General features: G+C 65.3%; 14 protein-coding genes and 1 pseudogene. 12 read left to right on the top strand and 3 right to left on the bottom strand.

Annotated elements, in window-relative coordinates; translation table 11 throughout:
* Window positions 1-103 precede the first annotated feature (103 nt).
* Both Q8Q83_RS00230 and Q8Q83_RS00225 read right to left on the bottom strand, forming a co-directional pair.
* Window positions 104-346: a hypothetical protein gene (locus Q8Q83_RS00230; protein WP_305620097.1), complete on the bottom strand. Its 243-nt coding sequence runs from the start codon at window positions 344-346 to the stop codon at window positions 104-106.
* Between the two features lie 124 nt (window positions 347-470).
* Entirely contained in the window at window positions 471-1,514 is a 1,044-nt protein-coding gene (locus tag Q8Q83_RS00225; RefSeq protein WP_305620095.1) for a low specificity L-threonine aldolase, read from the bottom strand.
* 209 nt (window positions 1,515-1,723) lie between these two features.
* Here Q8Q83_RS00225 and Q8Q83_RS00220 point away from each other — a divergent pair, with 209 nt between their 5' ends.
* From Q8Q83_RS00220 to fdhA, 8 genes are all read left to right on the top strand, one after another.
* Entirely contained in the window at window positions 1,724-2,464 is a 741-nt protein-coding gene (locus Q8Q83_RS00220) for a TraX family protein (protein WP_305620094.1), read from the top strand.
* 252 nt (window positions 2,465-2,716) lie between these two features.
* Window positions 2,717-3,970: a serine hydroxymethyltransferase gene (glyA, locus tag Q8Q83_RS00215; protein WP_305620092.1), complete on the top strand. Its 1,254-nt coding sequence runs from the start codon at window positions 2,717-2,719 to the stop codon at window positions 3,968-3,970.
* Window positions 3,971-4,041: 71 nt separating this feature from the next.
* Entirely contained in the window at window positions 4,042-5,292 is a 1,251-nt protein-coding gene (locus Q8Q83_RS00210) for a sarcosine oxidase subunit beta family protein (protein WP_305620090.1), read from the top strand.
* 55 nt (window positions 5,293-5,347) lie between these two features.
* Entirely contained in the window at window positions 5,348-5,674 is a 327-nt protein-coding gene (locus Q8Q83_RS00205) for a sarcosine oxidase subunit delta (protein WP_305620088.1), read from the top strand.
* Complete coding sequence (locus Q8Q83_RS00200) at window positions 5,671-8,688, top strand: sarcosine oxidase subunit alpha (RefSeq protein ID WP_305620086.1); 3,018 nt, start codon at window positions 5,671-5,673, stop codon at window positions 8,686-8,688. The genes Q8Q83_RS00205 and Q8Q83_RS00200 overlap by 4 nt, the downstream gene beginning before the upstream one ends.
* The gene (locus Q8Q83_RS00195) at window positions 8,681-9,310 is read left to right on the top strand and encodes a sarcosine oxidase subunit gamma (protein ID WP_305620084.1); all 630 of its coding nucleotides are present in this window, start codon (window positions 8,681-8,683) and stop codon (window positions 9,308-9,310) included. The genes Q8Q83_RS00200 and Q8Q83_RS00195 overlap by 8 nt, the downstream gene beginning before the upstream one ends.
* A gap of 165 nt (window positions 9,311-9,475) precedes the next feature.
* Window positions 9,476-10,339, top strand: a complete 864-nt coding sequence (gene purU / locus Q8Q83_RS00190) for a formyltetrahydrofolate deformylase (RefSeq protein WP_305620083.1) — start codon at window positions 9,476-9,478, stop codon at window positions 10,337-10,339.
* Window positions 10,340-10,616: 277 nt separating this feature from the next.
* A complete protein-coding gene (gene fdhA / locus Q8Q83_RS00185) occupies window positions 10,617-11,816 on the top strand; it encodes a formaldehyde dehydrogenase, glutathione-independent (protein WP_305620081.1) in 1,200 nt (399 codons plus the stop codon).
* Window positions 11,817-11,866: 50 nt separating this feature from the next.
* Here the strand turns inward: fdhA and Q8Q83_RS00180 are convergent, their stop codons facing one another.
* A complete protein-coding gene (locus Q8Q83_RS00180) occupies window positions 11,867-12,751 on the bottom strand; it encodes an acyltransferase (protein WP_305620079.1) in 885 nt (294 codons plus the stop codon).
* Window positions 12,752-12,963: 212 nt separating this feature from the next.
* On the opposite strand from Q8Q83_RS00180, the gene Q8Q83_RS00175 reads away from it, so the two are divergent.
* The 4 genes and pseudogenes from Q8Q83_RS00175 to Q8Q83_RS00160 form a co-directional block, all read left to right on the top strand.
* Window positions 12,964-14,184 carry an HD-GYP domain-containing protein gene (locus Q8Q83_RS00175; RefSeq protein ID WP_305620078.1) on the top strand — a complete coding sequence of 407 codons (1,221 nt, stop codon included), beginning with the start codon at window positions 12,964-12,966 and terminating at the stop codon, window positions 14,182-14,184.
* A gap of 317 nt (window positions 14,185-14,501) precedes the next feature.
* On the top strand, window positions 14,502-16,532 hold the full coding sequence (locus Q8Q83_RS00170; RefSeq protein WP_305620076.1) for a methyl-accepting chemotaxis protein: 2,031 nt from the start codon (window positions 14,502-14,504) through the stop codon (window positions 16,530-16,532).
* A gap of 358 nt (window positions 16,533-16,890) precedes the next feature.
* Window positions 16,891-17,571, top strand: a complete 681-nt coding sequence (gene creB, locus Q8Q83_RS00165) for a two-component system response regulator CreB (RefSeq protein WP_305620074.1) — start codon at window positions 16,891-16,893, stop codon at window positions 17,569-17,571.
* A 179-nt stretch (window positions 17,572-17,750) separates the two neighbouring features.
* Window positions 17,751-18,293 (top strand): annotated as a pseudogene (locus tag Q8Q83_RS00160) (two-component system sensor histidine kinase CreC); the annotation flags it as partial.

The raw sequence follows: 18,293 nt of genomic DNA, 5'->3' as shown, positions 1-18,293 counted from the left end.
GTGGTTGAGCGGCCGCCAAGCGGGGCAGGCCTTCGTGGCGGGCGGCGTTGCTGGACCAGACTGCGCCCTGTCCAGCCTAGGAACTCGGTAGTCAATACCCGGGTTAAATATCCGTACCCGGCGCCCAGGGTTTGGGGCCGGCGCGGCGGTCGGCGCTGGCGCGGCGATCTTGCTCGAAGCGGATCGAGTTGCGCCGGTCGCCCTGGGTGCGCCGCTCGGTTTTGCCGCGGGTGTCGATCTGGAAGTGGGCCGGCGCCTTGGCTTTTCCGCTGGGCTCACTGGCGGGCTCCAGTGGCTCGATGCTCAGCTCTTCCAGGCTGAGTTCGAGACTGTCTGTGCTTTCCATAGGCGTACTCCCAGGGTGTGTCAGCGCCAAGGCCATGCGATTACTGACAGAGTAGTCCGAGTTATCTGGCCTGCGTGGGCGAGCGGACGAACTGCACGCCCGCCCCGCCGCCCCGCTCATCGCCTTACTCCGCCTGCATCGCCGCGCGGATATCCGCGGCCAGTTGGCGGACCCGCGCCTCTTCGCTGTCCCAGGAGCACATAAAGCGCGCGCCGCCGGCGCCGATAAAGGTGTAGAAGCGCCAGTCCTTGGCGCGCAGGGCCTCCAGGGCCGCTTCGGACAGCTGCAGGAACACCCCGTTGGCTTCCACCGGGAACATCAGGCTGACCCCCGGCACGTCGCTGACCAGTTCGGCGAGCAGGCGCGCGCAGTGGTTGGCGTGGCGCGCGTACTTCAGCCAGGCCTGGTTCTGCAGCAGGCCGACCCAGGGCGCGGACAGGAAGCGCATCTTCGAGGCCAGCTGGCCGGCCTGCTTGCAGCGATAGTCGAAGTCCTCGGCCAGGTCCTTGTTGAAGAACAGTATGGCCTCGCCCACCGCCATGCCGTTCTTGGTGCCGCCGAAGCACAGCACGTCGACTCCGGCCTTCCAGGTCAGCTCGGCCGGGCTGCAGCCGAGAAAGGCGCAGGCGTTGGCAAAGCGTGCGCCGTCCATATGCAGGTTCAGCCCCAGCTCGCGGCAGGTCTGGCTGATGGCGCGGACTTCCTCGGGGCGATAGACGGTGCCGACTTCGGTGGCCTGGGTCAGGCTGACGACTCTGGGTTTCGGGTAGTGGATATCCTGGCGCTTGAGGGCGATCTCGCGGATCGCCGCCGGGGTCAGCTTGCCGTTTTCGGTTCTGGCCAGCAGCAGCTTGGAACCGTTGGAGAAGAACTCCGGGGCGCCGCATTCGTCGGTCTCGACGTGGGCGGTCTCCGAGCAGATCACGCTGTGGTAGCTCTGGCACAGCGAGGCCAGGGCCAGGGAGTTGGCCGCGGTGCCGTTGAAGGCGAAGAACACCTCGCAGTCGGTTTCGAACAGCTGGCGGAAATGATCGGCGGCGCGCGCCGTCCACTGGTCGTCGCCATAGGCGCGCTCGTGGCCGTGGTTGGCCTCGGCCATGGCGGCCCAGGCTTCCGGGCAGATGCCGGAATAGTTGTCGCTGGCGAACTGTTGCGAGAGGTCGGGCATGGCTAGTTCCTTCTATCTATCCATTCGGGCTATTCGGGCGCCGGCTGGGGAGTCGGCGCATGGCCTTACTCTAGTCGCAGCGGCGCCCGGTTTGCCGCCGCCGCTGCGACATCTTGTTTACTCCAGGCGCTATTTGCCGGGGGCGCGCAGGCCTGGTGACCGGCCTTGAGCTAAGGTCAGGCAAGAGCCGCCGAGCGATAACCGCCGCTATGCCGAACGCCACCCCAGCCCCGAGCCGCCCAACCCGTGACGCCGCCCTGGATCTGCTCAAGTGGCTGGCGCTGCTGAGCATGCTGCTCGACCATCTGCGCCACGTCTGGCCGCCGCTGTATTGGCTCTATATCCCCGGGCGCCTGGCTTTTCCGTTGTTCTGCCTGGCCATAGCCGCCAATCTGGCGCGGCCGCAGGCGGCGACGCGCGCTGGCGTGCCGCTGGCTTATCTGGGCTGGCTACTGGGTTTTTCGCTGATTGCCGAGTGGCCCTATCGGCTGCTGGTGGCCGAGCCACGCTCGCTCAATGTGCTGCCGACCCTGGCCCTGGGGCTGTTGATCGCCAGCGGTCTGCAGCATCCCCAGGGTCAGCGCCGCTGGCTGGGCCTGGTTGCGCTGCTGGTGGCGGCTGTGGCCAATCCCTGGTTGATGTTCGGCCTGGCCGGGGCCTTGCTGCCGGCGACTTTTCTCTATGCCTTGCAGCGACCCGCTACGGCCTGGATCTGCCCCGTGCTGCTGAGCCTGCTGGCCAACTACTGGCCGCCTTTCTATGCTGATGCGGCGCGGGGCGAGCCCTTCGCCTGGGCGGTGCTCCTCAGTTGCGCCCTGGCGCCGCTGTTCGGCCTGTGGCTATTGCGCCAGCCCCTGGCCTGGCCGGTGCCGGCGCTGCGGCGCTGGGCCTATCTGCTGTATCCCGGGCATTTTCTGCTGCTGGTCGGGGTGCGCCAGTGGTTCCCGTAGCCCGGATGCAATCCGGGACATCCGCGATAGAGCCCCCGGATTGCATCCGGGCTACGACTGGCGGGTTGCACCCGCCCGGCGGGCTGCGCGTGAGCGACAGGCCATGTCGCAAACGCAATCTCCCGTGGCGTGCACAGGCATCTGACCTATCAGGGCGAGTCATACCATCGGTTGCAACTGGGAGCAGTCCCCATGACCGACCCATGACCGACATATAAGCGCGCCGCACCCAGGTGCCGCAGGAGATCAGCGATGTTCAGCAAGCACGACCAGATTCAGGGCTACGACGACGAATTGCTCCGCGCCATCAACGCCGAGGAAAGCCGTCAGGAGCATCATATCGAGCTGATCGCCTCGGAGAACTACGCAAGCAAGCGGGTGATGCAAGCCCAGGGCAGCGGCCTGACCAACAAGTACGCCGAAGGCTATCCGGGCAAGCGTTACTACGGCGGTTGCGAGCATGTCGACGTGGTCGAGCAGCTGGCCATCGACCGCGCCAAGCAGCTGTTCGGCGCCGACTACGCCACCGTCCAGCCGCATTCCGGTTCCTCGGCCAACAGCGCGGTGTACCTGGCGCTGATCAACGCCGGCGACACCATCCTGGGCATGAGCCTGGCCCACGGCGGCCACCTGACCCACGGCGCCAAGGTGTCGTCCTCGGGCAAGCTGTACAACGCGGTGCAGTACGGCATCGACACGGTCACCGGTTTGATCGACTACGACGAAGTCGAGCGTCTGGCCGTGGAGCATAAGCCGAAGATGATAGTGGCCGGCTTCTCCGCCTACTCCAAGACCCTGGACTTCCCGCGTTTCCGCGCCATCGCCGACAAGGTCGGCGCGCTGCTGTTCGTCGATATGGCCCACGTGGCGGGCCTGGTCGCCGCCGGCCTGTACCCCAACCCGATTCCCTTCGCCGACGTGGTCACCACCACCACCCACAAGACCCTGCGCGGTCCCCGTGGCGGTCTGATCCTGGCCCGCGCCAACCCGGACATCGAGAAGAAGCTTAACGCCGCGGTATTCCCCGGCGCCCAGGGCGGCCCGCTGATGCACGTGATCGCGGCCAAGGCGGTGTGCTTCAAGGAAGCCCTGGAGCCCGGCTTCAAGGACTACCAGCAGCAGGTGATCAACAACGCCAAGGCCATGGCCAAGGTGTTTATCGAGCGCGGTTTTGATGTGGTATCCGGCGGCACCGACAACCACCTGTTCCTGGTCAGCCTGATCAAGCAGGGCATCACCGGCAAAGACGCCGACGCCGCCCTCGGCCGCACCGGCATCACGGTAAACAAGAACGCCGTGCCGAACGACCCGCAGTCGCCGTTCGTCACCTCGGGCCTGCGTATCGGCACCCCGGCCATCACCACCCGCGGCTTCAAGGAAACCCAGAGCATCGAGCTGGCCGGCTGGATCTGCAATGTGCTCGACCACCTAGGCGATGCCGATGTCGAGGCCCAGGTGGCCACCCTGGCGGCCGGTCTGTGTGCCGATTACCCCGTATATCGCTGAACCGCTGCGTTTTTGTAGCGTTAGTCGCTAGCCGCTGATTGGTGCAGTACCCAGATTTCAGGAGCATTGCCATGCAACGTTATTCCGGCTTCGGCCTAATCAAGCACGCGTTCAGCCACCACGAGAACTGGCAGCGGATGTGGCGCAACCCCACGCCCAAGCCGGTGTATGACGTGATCATCGTCGGTGGTGGCGGCCACGGCCTGGCCACCGCCTATTACCTGGCCAAGGAATTCGGCGTGAAGAACGTCGCAGTGATCGAGAAGGGCTGGCTGGGCGGCGGTAACACCGCGCGCAACACCACCATCGTGCGTTCCAACTACCTGTGGGACGAGTCGGCGCGCATCTACGAGCACGCCATGAAGCTGTGGGAAGGCCTGTCCCAGGACCTCAACTACAACGTCATGTACTCGGCCCGTGGCGTGTTCAACCTCGGCCACACCCTGCAGGACATGCGCGACGTCGAGCGCCGGGTCAGCGCCAACCGCCTCAACGGCATCGACGGCGAAGTGCTGAACACCAAGCAGGTCGAGGACCTGATTCCTTATCTGGATTGCAGCAAAAACACCCGTTACCCGGTGCTCGGCGCCTCCCTGCAACGCCGCGGCGGCGTCGCCCGTCACGATGCGGTGGCTTGGGGCTATGCCCGCGCCGCCGACGCCCTGGGCGTGGACCTGATCCAGCAGACCGAAGTGATCGGCTTCCGCAAGGAAAACGGCGCGGTCATAGGCGTGGAAACCAATCGCGGCTTTATCGGTGGCAAGCGCGTCGGCGTGGTCACCGCGGGTAACTCCGGACATATGGCCAAGCTCGCGGGCTTCCGCCTGCCGCTGGAATCGCACCCGCTGCAGGCGCTGGTGTCCGAGCCGATCAAGCCGATCATCGACAGCGTGATCATGTCCAACCAGGTGCACGGCTATATCAGCCAGTCGGACAAGGGCGACCTGGTTATCGGCGCCGGTATCGACGGCTACAACGGCTACGGCCAGCGCGGCTCCTACCCGACCATCGAACACACCCTGCAGGCCATAGTCGAGATGTTCCCGGTGCTGTCGCGGGTACGGATGAACCGCCAGTGGGGCGGCATCGTCGACACCAGCCCGGACGCCTGCCCGATCATCGCCAAGACTCCGGTGAAGAACCTGTTCTTCAACTGTGGTTGGGGCACCGGCGGCTTCAAGGCCACCCCGGGTTCGGGCCACGTATTCGCCGCCAGCCTGGCCAAGGGCGAGATGCACCCGCTGGCCCAGCCGTTCTCCATCGAGCGCTTCCATACCGGCGCGCTGATCGACGAGCACGGCGCGGCCGGGGTGGCGCACTGATTTAGGCTGCCTCTCCCGGCGGGAGAGGACGGAAGGTTTTCTGGAGGTACCGATCATGCTGCATATTTTCTGCCCTCACTGTGGCGAGCTGCGTTCCGAAGAGGAGTTCCACGCCAAGGGCCAGGCGCATATCCCGCGCCCCCTGGACCCGAACGCCTGCACCGACGAGGAATGGGGCGACTACCTGTTCTTCCGCGACAACCCGCGCGGCCTGCACCACGAGCTGTGGATCCATGCCAGCGGCTGCCGCAAATACTTCAACGCCACCCGTCACACGGTGACCTACGAAATTCTCGAAACCTACAAGATCGGCGAACGGCCCAGCGTGACTGAGGCCAGCCTCGCCGCGAAGAAGGCCATCGACCAAGGAGTAACGGCATGAGCCAGGTCAATCGTCTTGCCAAAGGTGGCCGCATCGACCGCAGCCAGCCTCTCAGTTTCAGCTTCAACGGCCAGAGCTACCAAGGCTTTGCCGGCGACACCCTGGCCGCCGCCTTGCTGGCCAACGGCGTCGACATAGTCGGGCGTAGCTTCAAGTACTCGCGGCCCCGCGGCATAGTCGCCGCCGGTGCCGAAGAGCCGAACGCCGTGCTGCAGATCGGCAGCAACGAGGCCGCGCAGATCCCCAACGTGCGCGCCACCCAGCAGGCGCTGTACGCAGGCCTGGTGGCCAACAGCACCAACGGCTGGCCGAGCGTGAACAACGATGTGATGGGCATTCTCGGCAAGGTCGGCGGCAAGGCGATGCCACCGGGCTTCTACTACAAGACCTTTATGTACCCGCAGAACCTCTGGCTGACCTACGAGAAGTACATTCGTAAGGCCGCGGGCCTGGGTCGTGCACCCAAGGCCAACGACCCGGACAGCTACGACTATATGAACCAGCACTGCGACGTGCTGGTGGTCGGTGGCGGCGCCGCCGGTCTGGCCGCAGCCCTGGCTGCCGCCCGCAGCGGCGCGCGGGTGATTGTGGCCGATGAACAGGAAGAGTTCGGCGGCAGCCTGCTCAGCACCCGCGAAACCCTCGACGGCAAACCCGCCGCCGACTGGGCCGCCCAGGCGCTGGCCGAGCTGTCGAGCATGCCGGAAGTCATACTGCTGCCGCGCGCCACGGTGAACGGCTACCACGACCACAACTTCCTCACCATTCACCAGCGCCTCACCGATCACCTCGGCGAGATCGCGCCCATGGGTATGGTCCGTCAGCGCATGCACCGGGTGCGCGCCAAGCGCGTGGTGCTGGCCACCGGCGCCCACGAGCGGCCGCTGGTGTACGCCAACAACGACGTGCCGGGCAATATGCTGGCCGATGCGGTGTCCACCTATGTGCGCCGCTACGGCGTGGCCCCGGGCAAGCAGCTGCTGCTGTCGACCAACAACGATTACGCCTATCGCGTGGTGCTCGACTGGCTCGACGCCGGCCTGCAGGTGGTCGCCGTCGCCGATGCGCGCAGCAACCCGCGCGGCAGCTGGGTGGAAGAGGCGCGCAAGCGTGGCGTGCGCATCCTCACCGGCAGCGCCGTGGTGGAAGCCCGTGGCAGCAAGCGCGTCAGCGGTGCGCGGGTCTGCGCCATCGACCTGAAAGGCCACAAGGTCAGCAGCCCGGGCGAGATGCTCGACTGCGACCTGATCGTCAGCTCCGGCGGCTACAGCCCGGTGGTCCACCTGGCTTCGCACCTGGGCGGCAAGCCGACCTGGCAGGCCGATATCCTCGCCTTCGTCCCCGGCGAGGGCCTGCAGAAGCGTCTGTGCGCCGGTGCGGTCAACGGCGTGTTCGCCTTGGGCGATGTGTTCGCCGATGGCTTCGCGGCCGGCGCCAATGCGGCGACCGAGGCGGGCTTCAAGGCCATCGGCGGCAGCCTGCCGCAGACCGAGACGCGCTTCGAGGAGCCGACTGTGGCGCTGTTCCAGGTGCCCCACGACAAATCCACGGCGCGCGCGCCCAAGCAGTTCGTCGACCTGCAGAACGACGTCACCGCCGCCGGTATCGAGCAAGCCACCCGCGAGGGTTTCGAGTCGGTGGAGCACGTCAAGCGCTACACCGCCCTGGGCTTCGGCACCGACCAAGGCAAGCTGGGCAATATCAACGGTCTGGCCATCGCCGCCCGCTCCCTGGGCATCAGCATCCCGGAAATGGGCACCACCATGTTCCGCCCGAACTACACCCCGGTGACCTTCGGCGCCGTCGCCGGCCGTCACTGTGGCGCGCTGTTCGAGGCCAAACGCTACACCGCCATGCAGAGCTGGCATCTGCAGAATGGCGCCGAGTTCGAGGACGTCGGCCAGTGGAAGCGCCCCTGGTACTTCCCGAAAAACGGTGAAGACCTGCATGCCGCCGTGGCCCGCGAGTGCCTGGCGGTGCGTAACGCGGTGGGTATCCTGGATGCCTCGACCCTGGGCAAGATCGATATCCAGGGCCCGGATGCCCGCGAGTTCCTCAACCGCGTGTACACCAACGCCTGGACCAAGCTGGATGTGGGCAAGGCCCGCTACGGCCTGATGTGCAAGGAAGACGGCATGGTCTTCGACGACGGCGTCACCGCTTGTCTCGCCGACAACCACTTCTTGATGACCACCACCACCGGCGGCGCCGCCCGGGTACTGGAGTGGCTGGAGATCTACCACCAGACCGAATGGCCGGAGCTCAAGGTGTACTTCACCTCGGTCACCGACCATTGGGCCACCATGACATTGTCCGGCCCCAACAGCCGCAAGCTGCTGGCGGAAGTCACCGATATCGATCTGGATAAAGATGCCTTCCCCTTTATGACCTGGCAGGAAGGCAAGGTCGGCGGCGTACCGGCGCGGGTGTTCCGCATCTCCTTTACCGGCGAGCTGAGCTACGAAGTCAACGTGCAGGCCGACTACGCCCTGGGCGTGTGGGAAAAGATCGTCGAGGCGGGCAAGAAATACGGCCTGACCCCCTACGGCACCGAGACCATGCACGTGCTGCGCGCCGAGAAGGGTTTCATCATCGTTGGCCAGGACACCGACGGTTCGGTGACCCCGGACGACCTGGGCATGGGCTGGTGCGTCGGTCGCACCAAGCCTTTCTCCTGGATCGGCTGGCGCGGCATGAACCGCGAGGACTGTGTGCGCGAGCAGCGCAAGCAGCTGGTGGGGCTCAAGCCCCTGGACCCGAACAAGGTGCTGCCGGAAGGCGCGCAGTTGGTGTTCGATCCCAAGCAGGCCATCCCCATGAGCATGGTCGGCCATGTCACCTCCAGCTACGCCAGCGCGGCGCTGAAGCATTCCATCGCCATGGCCCTGGTCAAGGGCGGCCTCAAGCGTATCGGCGAGCGCGTGTTCGCGCCGCTGGTGGACGGCAGCCTGGTCGAAGCGGAAATCGTCAGCCCGGTGTTCTACGACCCTAAAGGGGACCGCCAGAATGTCTAACGTCAACGTCTACAAACAACGCCCGGACGCCGTCCGCGGCGAGTCGCCACTATTCCACGCCGGCCTCGACGAGCTGGTGCGCAAGGGCAAGAGCACGGCAGGCATCACTCTGCGCGAGAAGAAGCTGCTCGGCCATCTGGTGCTGCGCGGCGACGCCAAGGACCCAGCCTTCGCCGGCGGCGTGCACCAGGCCACCGGCCTGGAACTGCCGGTGGCCCTGACCCTGGTGGCCAATGCCGACAGCTCGCTGCAGTGGCTGGCCCCCGATGAGTGGCTGCTGATAGTGCCGGGCGGCAGCGAGTACGCCGTCGAGCAGAAGCTGCGCGCGGCCCTGGACGGCCAGCATATCTCGCTGGTCAACGTCAGCGGCGGGCAGACCCTCCTCGAGCTGTCCGGGCCCAAGGTGCGCGAACTGCTGATGAAGTCCAGCAGCTACGACGTGCACCCGAGCAACTTCCCGGTGGGCAAGGCGGTCGGCACCGTGTTCGCCAAGTCGCAACTGGTGATTCGCCACACCGGCGAGGACTGCTGGGAACTGCTGGTGCGGCGCAGCTTCGCCGACTACATCTGGCTGTGGCTGCAGGACGCCAGCGCCGAGTATGGCCTGGCCATCAAGGCGTAAACAGGCCAAGACGTAGGTTGGGTGGAGGCGCGCAGCGCCGATACCCAACATCTCCCGGCGCACTCGTTGGGTATCGCTTCGCTCAACGCCAACCTACGGTCACTCGGCGGACATACCGAAGGTTTGTCCGCCGCATAAATCGCATGCCGTCATCGGAGTCGCACCATGAGCCGCACCCCGGATACCTGGATTCTGACCGCCCATTGCCCGAGCGTGCTTGGCACCGTGGATGCGGTGACGCGTTTTCTCTTCGAGCAGCGCTGCTACGTCACCGAGCACCACAGCTTCGATGACCGGCTGTCCTCGCGCTTCTTTATCCGCGTGGAGTTCCGCCAGCCCGACGACTTCGACGAGCGGGCCTTTCGCGTCGGCTTGAACGAGCGCCTGGCGCCCTTCGACATGCACACCGAACTGACTCCGCCGGGTTACCGGGCCAAGGTGGTGCTGATGGTGAGCAAGGCCGATCACTGCCTCAACGACCTGCTCTATCGCCAGCGCATCGGCCACCTGGCCATGGACGTGGTGGCGGTGGTGTCCAACCACCCGGACCTGGAGCCCCTGGCGCGCTGGCACGAGATTCCCTATTACCACTTCCCCCTCGATCCCCACGACAAGCCGGCGCAGGAGCGCCAGGTGCTGCAGGTAATCGAGCAGACAGGGGCGGAGTTGGTGGTGCTCGCCCGCTATATGCAGGTGCTGTCGCCCGAGCTGTGCCGCAAGCTGGACGGCTGGGCGATCAATATCCACCACTCGCTGCTGCCCGGCTTCAAGGGCGCCAAGCCCTACCACCAGGCCTACCAGAAGGGCGTCAAGCTGGTCGGCGCCACCGCCCACTACATCAACAACGACCTCGACGAGGGGCCGATCATCGCCCAGGGCGTGGAGTCGGTGGACCACGCCCATTACCCCGAGGACCTGATCGCCAAGGGTCGCGACATCGAATGCCAGACCCTGGCCAAGGCCATCGGCTACCACCTCGAGCGGCGGGTGTTCCTCAACGCCAACCGCACCGTAGTGCTGCACGCCTGATTCGTAGGATGGGTTGAGCGAAGCGATACCCATCAAGATCCGGGCTACGGGTGGGCCAACCGACTGCCAATGTCTCGGTCCCACCCGCAACGGTTCGTCGTATGGGTTAGCCGCGCAGCGGTTTAACCCATCACCCAAGCAACACAGTGGAGAGGCGGTACCGCTCTGCCCTTGGCGGTCTCTCCCGCGCAACAGATGAAAGACCCAACGCTCCAGTGCAAGGCCGCGCGGCCATGGGACGCGCCTTTGTATTCACAACAACAACGGAGAACTATCTATGTCTGGTAATCGTGGTGTGGTGTATCTCGGCGCTGGCAAGGTCGAGGTACAGAAGATCGACTATCCGAAAATGCAGGACCCGCGCGGCAAGAAGATCGAGCACGGGGTCATCCTGAAAGTGGTATCCACCAATATCTGTGGCTCCGACCAGCATATGGTGCGCGGCCGCACCACGGCGCAAACCGGTCTGGTGCTGGGCCACGAGATCACCGGCGAGGTGATCGAGAAGGGCCGCGACGTGGAGAACCTGAAGATCGGCGACCTGGTTTCGGTGCCGTTCAACGTCGCCTGCGGCCGCTGCCGTTCGTGCAAGGAACAGCACACCGGGGTCTGCCTGTCGGTCAACCCGGCCCGCGCCGGTGGCGCCTACGGCTACGTCGACATGGGCGACTGGACCGGCGGCCAGGCCGAATACGCCATGGTGCCCTACGCCGACTTCAACCTGCTGAAACTGCCGGACCGCGACAAGGCCATGGAGAAGATCCGCGACCTGACCTGCCTGTCCGACATCCTGCCCACCGGCTACCACGGGGCTGTGACTGCTGGAGTGGGGCCGGGCAGCAGCGTGTATATCGCCGGTGCCGGCCCGGTCGGCCTGGCCGCTGCCGCCTCGGCCCGTCTGCTTGGCGCGGCGGTGGTGATAGTCGGCGACGTCAACCCGGTGCGCCTGGCCCACGCCAAGGCTCAGGGCTTCGAGATCGCCGACCTGTCCAAGGACACCCCGCTGCACGAACAGATCGCCGCCCTGCTGGGTGAGCCGGAAGTCGATTGCGCGGTGGATGCGGTGGGCTTCGAGGCCCGCGGCCATGGCCATGCCGGCGTGCAGCACGAGGCCCCGGCCACCGTGCTCAACTCGCTGATGGGTGTGGTGCGGGTCGCCGGCAAGATCGGCATTCCCGGCCTGTACGTCACCGAAGACCCGGGCGCGGTGGACGCGGCGGCGAAGATCGGCGCGCTGAGCATCCGCTTCGGCCTGGGTTGGGCCAAGTCCCACAGCTTCCACACCGGCCAGACCCCGGTGATGAAGTACAACCGCGCGCTGATGCAGGCGATCATGTGGGACCGCATCAATATCGCCGAAGTGGTGGGCGTGCAGGTGATCAGCCTGGACGACGCGCCGCGCGGTTACGGCGAGTTCGATGCCGGCGTGCCGAAGAAATTCGTCATCGACCCGCACAAGATGTTCAGCGCGGCATAAATGAACAAGGGCGGCCCAGGCCGCCCTTTTTCGTGCCTACGATTTATCCTTCACTCTGCTCGCAACGCGCCGATGCGCGCATCCTTTTGTTCCCATAAGCGCGACACCCAGTCCTGCACCAGCTGGCGAAACTGCGGGTCGTTCTCGTAGTCGCCCTGGCACAGCGCCGGGTCCAGTTCGCGGGTCTGGATATCCACTATGACCTTGTCCACCTGGCCGCTGACCAGCGCCCAGAAGCCAGGCGTCCGTGTGCCCGGATAAACCACCGTGACATCCAGCACCTTATCCAGCCCCTGACCCAAGGCGGCGAGGACAAAGGCCACGCCGCCGGCCTTGGGCTTGAGCAGGTAGCGGTAGGGCGAGCCTTGCTCGGCATGCTTGGCCGGGGTGAAGCGGGTGCCTTCCAGGTAGTTGACCACGGTCACCGGCAGGTCCTTGAACTTCTCGCAGGCGCGTTTGGTGATGGCCAGATCCTGGCCCTGCAGTTCTGGATGCTTGGCCAGAAAGGCCTTGGAGTAGCGGCGCATAAAGGGGTAATCCAGGGCCCAGAAGGCCAGGCCGAGCAAGGGCACCCAGATCAGCTGCTGCTTGAGGAAGAACTTGAAGTAGGGCGTCTTGCGGTTGAACGCCTGCACCAGCGCCGGAATGTCCACCCAGCTCTGGTGGTTGCTGATCACCAGGTAGGAGGTGCTCTGCCGCAGCTCGGCGCTGCCGCGGATATCCCACTGGGTCGGCAGCAGGCTGGCGAAGATCAGCTTGTTGATCTCCGCCCAGCTTTCCGCCACCGCCATCACCCCGCGCGAACTGAGGGTCTTCAGGCTTTTGCCCGGCAGGATGAACTTGCCCAGGGCGATCAGCAGCAAGGGGCCGATCAGCAGCAGGGTGTTGAGCAGCAGCAGAACTATGACGCTAAGACCTCTCAGCAGGCGGCACATGGCAACTCCTAAGACGCAGAGGCACGATAAAAAATGGCCGGGAGCCATTTTTAACGTCGCGTAGCGACGGCCCGCAGGGTGGCCGCCAGGGATGGCGGGCCATAATAAGCAGTAGCGCCAGCCCTTCCAAGCTGCCCGGCGACGCTCGGGGCGCGGGCGGATCGACTACGCTGCTAGGACAGTTTGCGCGACCTCCTATCCGAGCCTTATCCATGTTGAAGTGCATCGCGGTGGCCGACCTGCGTATCGGCATGTATATCCACGAGTTCTGTGGTGCCTGGATGGATCATCCCTTCTGGCGTTCCAAATTCCTCCTGCAGACGGAAAAAGACCTGCAGCGCATCCGCGCCAGCAGCATCGGCGAGCTGTGGATAGATGTCAGCAAGGGCCTGGATGTCGCGGCGGGGGTCGCCAGCGCCAGCCACGCAGAGGTCGAGGCCAAGGTCGATGAGCAGCTGCTGGCCGCCGCCGCGAGCGTACCGCTGCCGACCAGTAGCGCCCTGGAGGAGGAAGTACGGCGCGCCGCCCAGCTCTGCGAGCGCTCCAAGGCGGCGGTGCTCGACATGTTCGCCGATGCGCGCATGGGCCAGGCCCTGCAGTTCGAGCAGGCCGGCGAGTTGGTCGAGGAAATCTCCGCCTCGGTGCTGCGCCACCCCAATGCCCTGATCAGCCTGGCGCGCCTGAAAAATGCCGACGAATACACCTATATGCACTCGGTGGCGGTCTGCGCCCTGATGATCGCCCTGGCCCGCCAGCTCGGTCTGGGCGAAGACCAGGTGCGTGACGCCGGCCTGGCCGGGCTGCTGCATGACATCGGCAAGATGTCGGTGCCCAACGAGGTGCTGAACAAACCCGGCAAGTTGACCGACAGCGAATTCGCCTGCGTGCGCGACCACCCCGAAGCCGGCGCGCGCATGCTCCTGGCGAGCGGGCAGGTCAGCGCCCAGGTGCTGGATGTGTGCCTGCACCACCACGAGAAGGTCGATGGCAGCGGCTACCCGCACCGCCTCACCGCCGAGCGCATCAGCCTGTTCGCGCGCATGGGGGCGATCTGCGATGTGTATGACGCCGTCACCTCCAATCGCCCCTACAAGCAGGGCTGGGACCCGGCCGAGTCGATCCGCAAGATGGCCGAGTGGCAAGGGCATTTCGACGCCACGCTGTTCCAGGCCTTCGTCAAGACCGTGGGCATCTACCCCACCGGCTCCCTGGTGCGCTTGGACAGTGGCCGTATCGGCGTGGTGCTGGAGCAGCAGGCCAACTCCCTGCTGACGCCCAGGGTCAAGGTGTTTTTCTCGAGCAAGACGCAGAGCCAGATAGCCCCAGAGGTAGTCGACCTGGCCAAGCTGGCGGGGCGCGACAAGATAGTCGGGCGGGAATCCGCCGCCGACTGGGGATTTAGCAACCTTGATGGGCTCTGGAGCGGGCTCTAGCCGTTGTTGCTAGGCAGCGAGCCTGATGCCGTTCAGTTAAAGCGGGTGATCGGCGTTTTTGTAGCCCGGATGCAATCCGGGGAAATCTACCGCCTGCCAATCCGCTCCTGGATTGCATCCGGGCTACGCTCTGGACAGCTGTTGCAGCGCGTAGCGCCGAAGCCCAACGGCAATGGTCGCAGCTGCGTACCCGCTGGGCTGAGCGCCGCTCAAGCCAACTGCCTGTTAGTTGGCGTTTAACTCGGGCGCGGTTCTTGCTTGGTGCACTGCTTTAGCGCACCCACCTAGAAGGTGCGTTACACAAGGGTGAGGTAGTTATGACTGGAGTACTCAAACCGGGTGTGCGGCTGCTGGAGCGTTTTAGCTTCGCGCGCAAGTTTCAACTGGTGTTCGTCTTGTTTGCCCTGCCGCTGGGCTTCTCGTTGTGGGTGATCAGCAGCAGTTATCTGGAGCGCCTACGCGCCATCGATCACGAGCTGCAAGGCATGCAGGCGCTGCAGGGCATGGCGGGCGTGCAGCAGGCGCTGATCGAGCAGCGCACCTTGCTGGCGCGCTGGAAGGGCACCGATAGTCAGGCCCAGGCGCTGTTGCAGCAACGCTCCGCCGGCCTCGACCAGGCCTTGCAAGAGCTGGAACTGCCGCTGCAGGCCGAGCTGGTCAGCGCCCAGGCCCGCCAACATTTCCAAGGATTACAGGCCGGACGCGCCGAGTTGAGCGTCGCTACCCTGGGCAAGCTGGCCCTGCCCGATGCCCTGGAACGTTACCAAAAGACCCTGCTGGGGGTGTTGGCCTTGCGCGAACAGGTGGCCACCGACAGCGGCTTGATCCTCGACCCGCAACTCGACACCTACCTGATGATGGAGCAGCTGACCTATATCCTGCCGCGCCTGCTGGAGCAGCTGGGCAGCTTCGCCAGTCAAGGTTATGGCGCCGTGGTGTCGCAGCACTTCACCCTGCAGAGCCGGGTGCTGATCCGCGACCTGCGGCGCAATCTGGATGAGTCGCGCAGCCAGTTGCTCAAGGCGCAAACCACCCTCAACAAGGAGGCCCCGCTGGCCATGCGCCAATTGCAGGAGCCCTATGAGCAGGCGCTGCAGGGCTACGAAAGCTTCCTCGCCGGGATCGACCGCGACATGTTCGAGGCCAGCCCCATGGCCCTGACGCCTGCGCAGTTCGTGCAGCGCATCGAGGCCCTGCAAGGCCAGCTGAACGGCCTGCAACAGGCGCTGCAGCAGCAGTTCGCCGCCAGCCTGGGCAATTACCGGGACAAGGCGCTGACCAGCATGGTCGAGGCGGTCGGCGTGTTCAGTGTGCTGACCCTGCTGGCGCTGTACGTGCTGTTCTGCCTCAACGCCTCGATCCGCCGCAGCACCGCGGGCATCATCCAGGCCGCCGAAGGCCTGCGCGATGGCGACTTGCGCGTACGCATGCAGGTGCATGGCGAGGATGACCTGGCCAATATCGCGCGGGCGCTGAACGCCGCCGTGGGCCAGCTGCGCGACTCCATGCAGGGGGTCAACCAGCAGAGCCAGCAGCTCGGCGGCACGGTACAGATGCTCAGCGCCGAGGCGCGCAACGCACTGCAGTCGGTGGAGCAGCAACAGGCGCAGATGAGCCAGATCGCCACCGCCGCCACCGAAATGGCGGCCACCGCGCAAAGCGTCGCGCAGAGCTGCGAACAGGCCGCGGTGGAAGCCGGGCAAACCCGCGAGATCGCCAACCAGAGCAACCAGCGCAGCGCCCGCACCAGCCAGAGCATGCGCCAGCTCAGCAGCCGTCTGGGCGATAGCGCGCAGACCCTGCAGCAGCTGCGCACCCAGACCGAGCAGATCACCCGGGTGGTGGACGTGATCAAGGGCATCGCCGAGCAGACCAACCTGCTGGCGCTGAATGCCGCCATCGAGGCGGCGCGGGCCGGTGATCAGGGCCGCGGCTTTGCCGTGGTGGCCGACGAAGTGCGTTCGCTGTCCCAGCGCACGCAGAACTCCACGGCGGAAATCGCCGAAACCGTGGCCAACCTGCACCGCGTGGTCGGCCAATCCGTGACTATGATGGAGGACGCGGTGCGCCAGGCCGAGGGTGATGTCGGCAGCGTGCTGGCCATGGGCGAAGACCTCGCCGCCATTGTCGAATCGGTGCAACTGGTCAGCGATCGCCTGGCGCAGATCGCCACCGCCGCCGAGCAACAGGCGGCCACCGCCGATGAAGTCAGCGGCAATATCCAGCAGGTCGATCAGGCCGCCAGCTCCCTGCTCGAAGGCGCCCAGGCGGTGAGCCACGCCGCCGAGCAATTGCGCCAGGGCAGCCAGGCCCTGGAGCAGAATACCCGGCGCTTTACCCTGGATTAAAGCGTAGGGTGGGGCGCCTGCCTGGTCTCTGCACTGCGCGCGGATACTGATGCGCCGTAACCCACCACTGTGGCGGCATGGCTAACGGGCTGGTGGGTTACGCGGCGCTCAACCTGCGGGGATACTCTCAGGCTCACTGCTTTGCGCCGCTAACCCACCCTACGTTGCTGAGCCGTCTACCTGCGCTGTTCAGTCCTGTACCCGGATGCAATCCGGGGCGATCTGTCTCCCGCCAAACCATTCCCGGATTGCATCCAGGCTACAACGGGCCGTGCATTCGCCCCTTGGGGTACGACGCTTGACGCTGCGGGCGGCCTGCCGCAGGCTCCTCGCCGAGTTGCCCACGAGCAGGACGCCCATGCCGCATATTCTGATTGTCGAAGACGAAGCCGCCATCGCCGATACCCTGATCTTCGCCCTGCAAAGCGAGGGCTTCACTACCCGCTGGCTAAGCCTGGCCGAGCAAGCCCTGGCCGAGCAGCAGCGCAGTCCGGCCGATCTGCTGATTCTCGATGTCGGCCTGCCGGATATCAGCGGCTTCGAGGCGTGCAAACGCCTGCGGCGCTTCTCCGAGGTGCCGGTGATCTTTTTGACCGCGCGCAGCGAGGAGATCGAACGGGTGGTCGGCCTGGAAATCGGCGCCGACGATTATGTGGTCAAGCCCTTTAGCCCGCGGGAGGTGGCGGCACGGGTCAAGGCCATCCTCAAACGCATGGCGCCGCGCGAACCGCTTGCCGCGACCAGCGCCAGCGGGCCCTTCCAGCTGGACAGCGAGCGGGTGCAGATCCACTACCACGGCCAGCTGCTCAGCCTGACCCGTCACGAATTCCGCCTGCTGCAACATCTGCTCGGCCAGCCCGAACGGGTGTTTTCCCGCGAGCAGTTGCTCGATGGCCTGGGCGTGGCCTTGGAGGCCGGTTACGAGCGCAGCATCGACAGCCATATCAAGAGCCTGCGCGCCAAGCTGCGCCAGGTGGCGGCCGATGCCGAGCCGATCCAGACCCACCGCGGCCTGGGCTATAGCCTGAGGCTGGTCTGAGAACCGGTCTAGGATCTCTTGATCGTCGGCCATGCTGCGTTGAAGTTGGGATCGGACTGCTCATTTACAGCTCGTAAACTCCGCATCCTCGCCCAATTTCGCCTTGCCTGGCTCTAGCTCAAAAAATCCTAAACAGGTTCTTGGCGATCGCATAACAACAGCTTCTAAGGTGGTCGGTAATGCCTCTAGGCGTACGTATTTTCCTGGTGTATTTCCTTTTCGTCGGCCTGGCCGGCTGGTTTGTGCTGAGCACCGTGATGGACGAGATCCGCCCCGGCGTGCGCCAGAGTACAGAGGAGACCCTGGTGGACACCGCCAACCTGCTGGCGGAAATCCTCCAGGGCGAGGTCAAGGCTGGCAGCCTGCAGCAGAGCCGCTTGCCCGAGCTGCTCAAGGCCTATGGCCAGCGCACGCCGCGGGCGCAGATCTGGGGCCTGGAGAAGACCCAGGTCAACCACCGCATCTATGTCACCGACGCTCGCGGCATAGTCCTGCTGGACTCCAGCGGCGTGGCCGTGGGTCAGGATTACTCGCGCTGGAACGATGTGCTGCTGACCCTGCGCGGCGAGTACGGCGCGCGCTCGACCAAGGAAGACCCAGCTGACCCGGACTCCTCGGTGATGTATGTGGCCGCGCCTATCATGGACGGCGCGCAGATTATCGGCGTGGTCTCGGTGGCCAAGCCCAATCGCAGCCTGCAACCCTATATCGAACGTTCCGAG

The organism is Pseudomonas sp. (assembly GCF_030696055.1).
Lineage (GTDB): Bacteria > Pseudomonadota > Gammaproteobacteria > Pseudomonadales > Pseudomonadaceae > Aquipseudomonas.
This window is presented reverse-complemented; position numbering and strand designations above follow the sequence as displayed.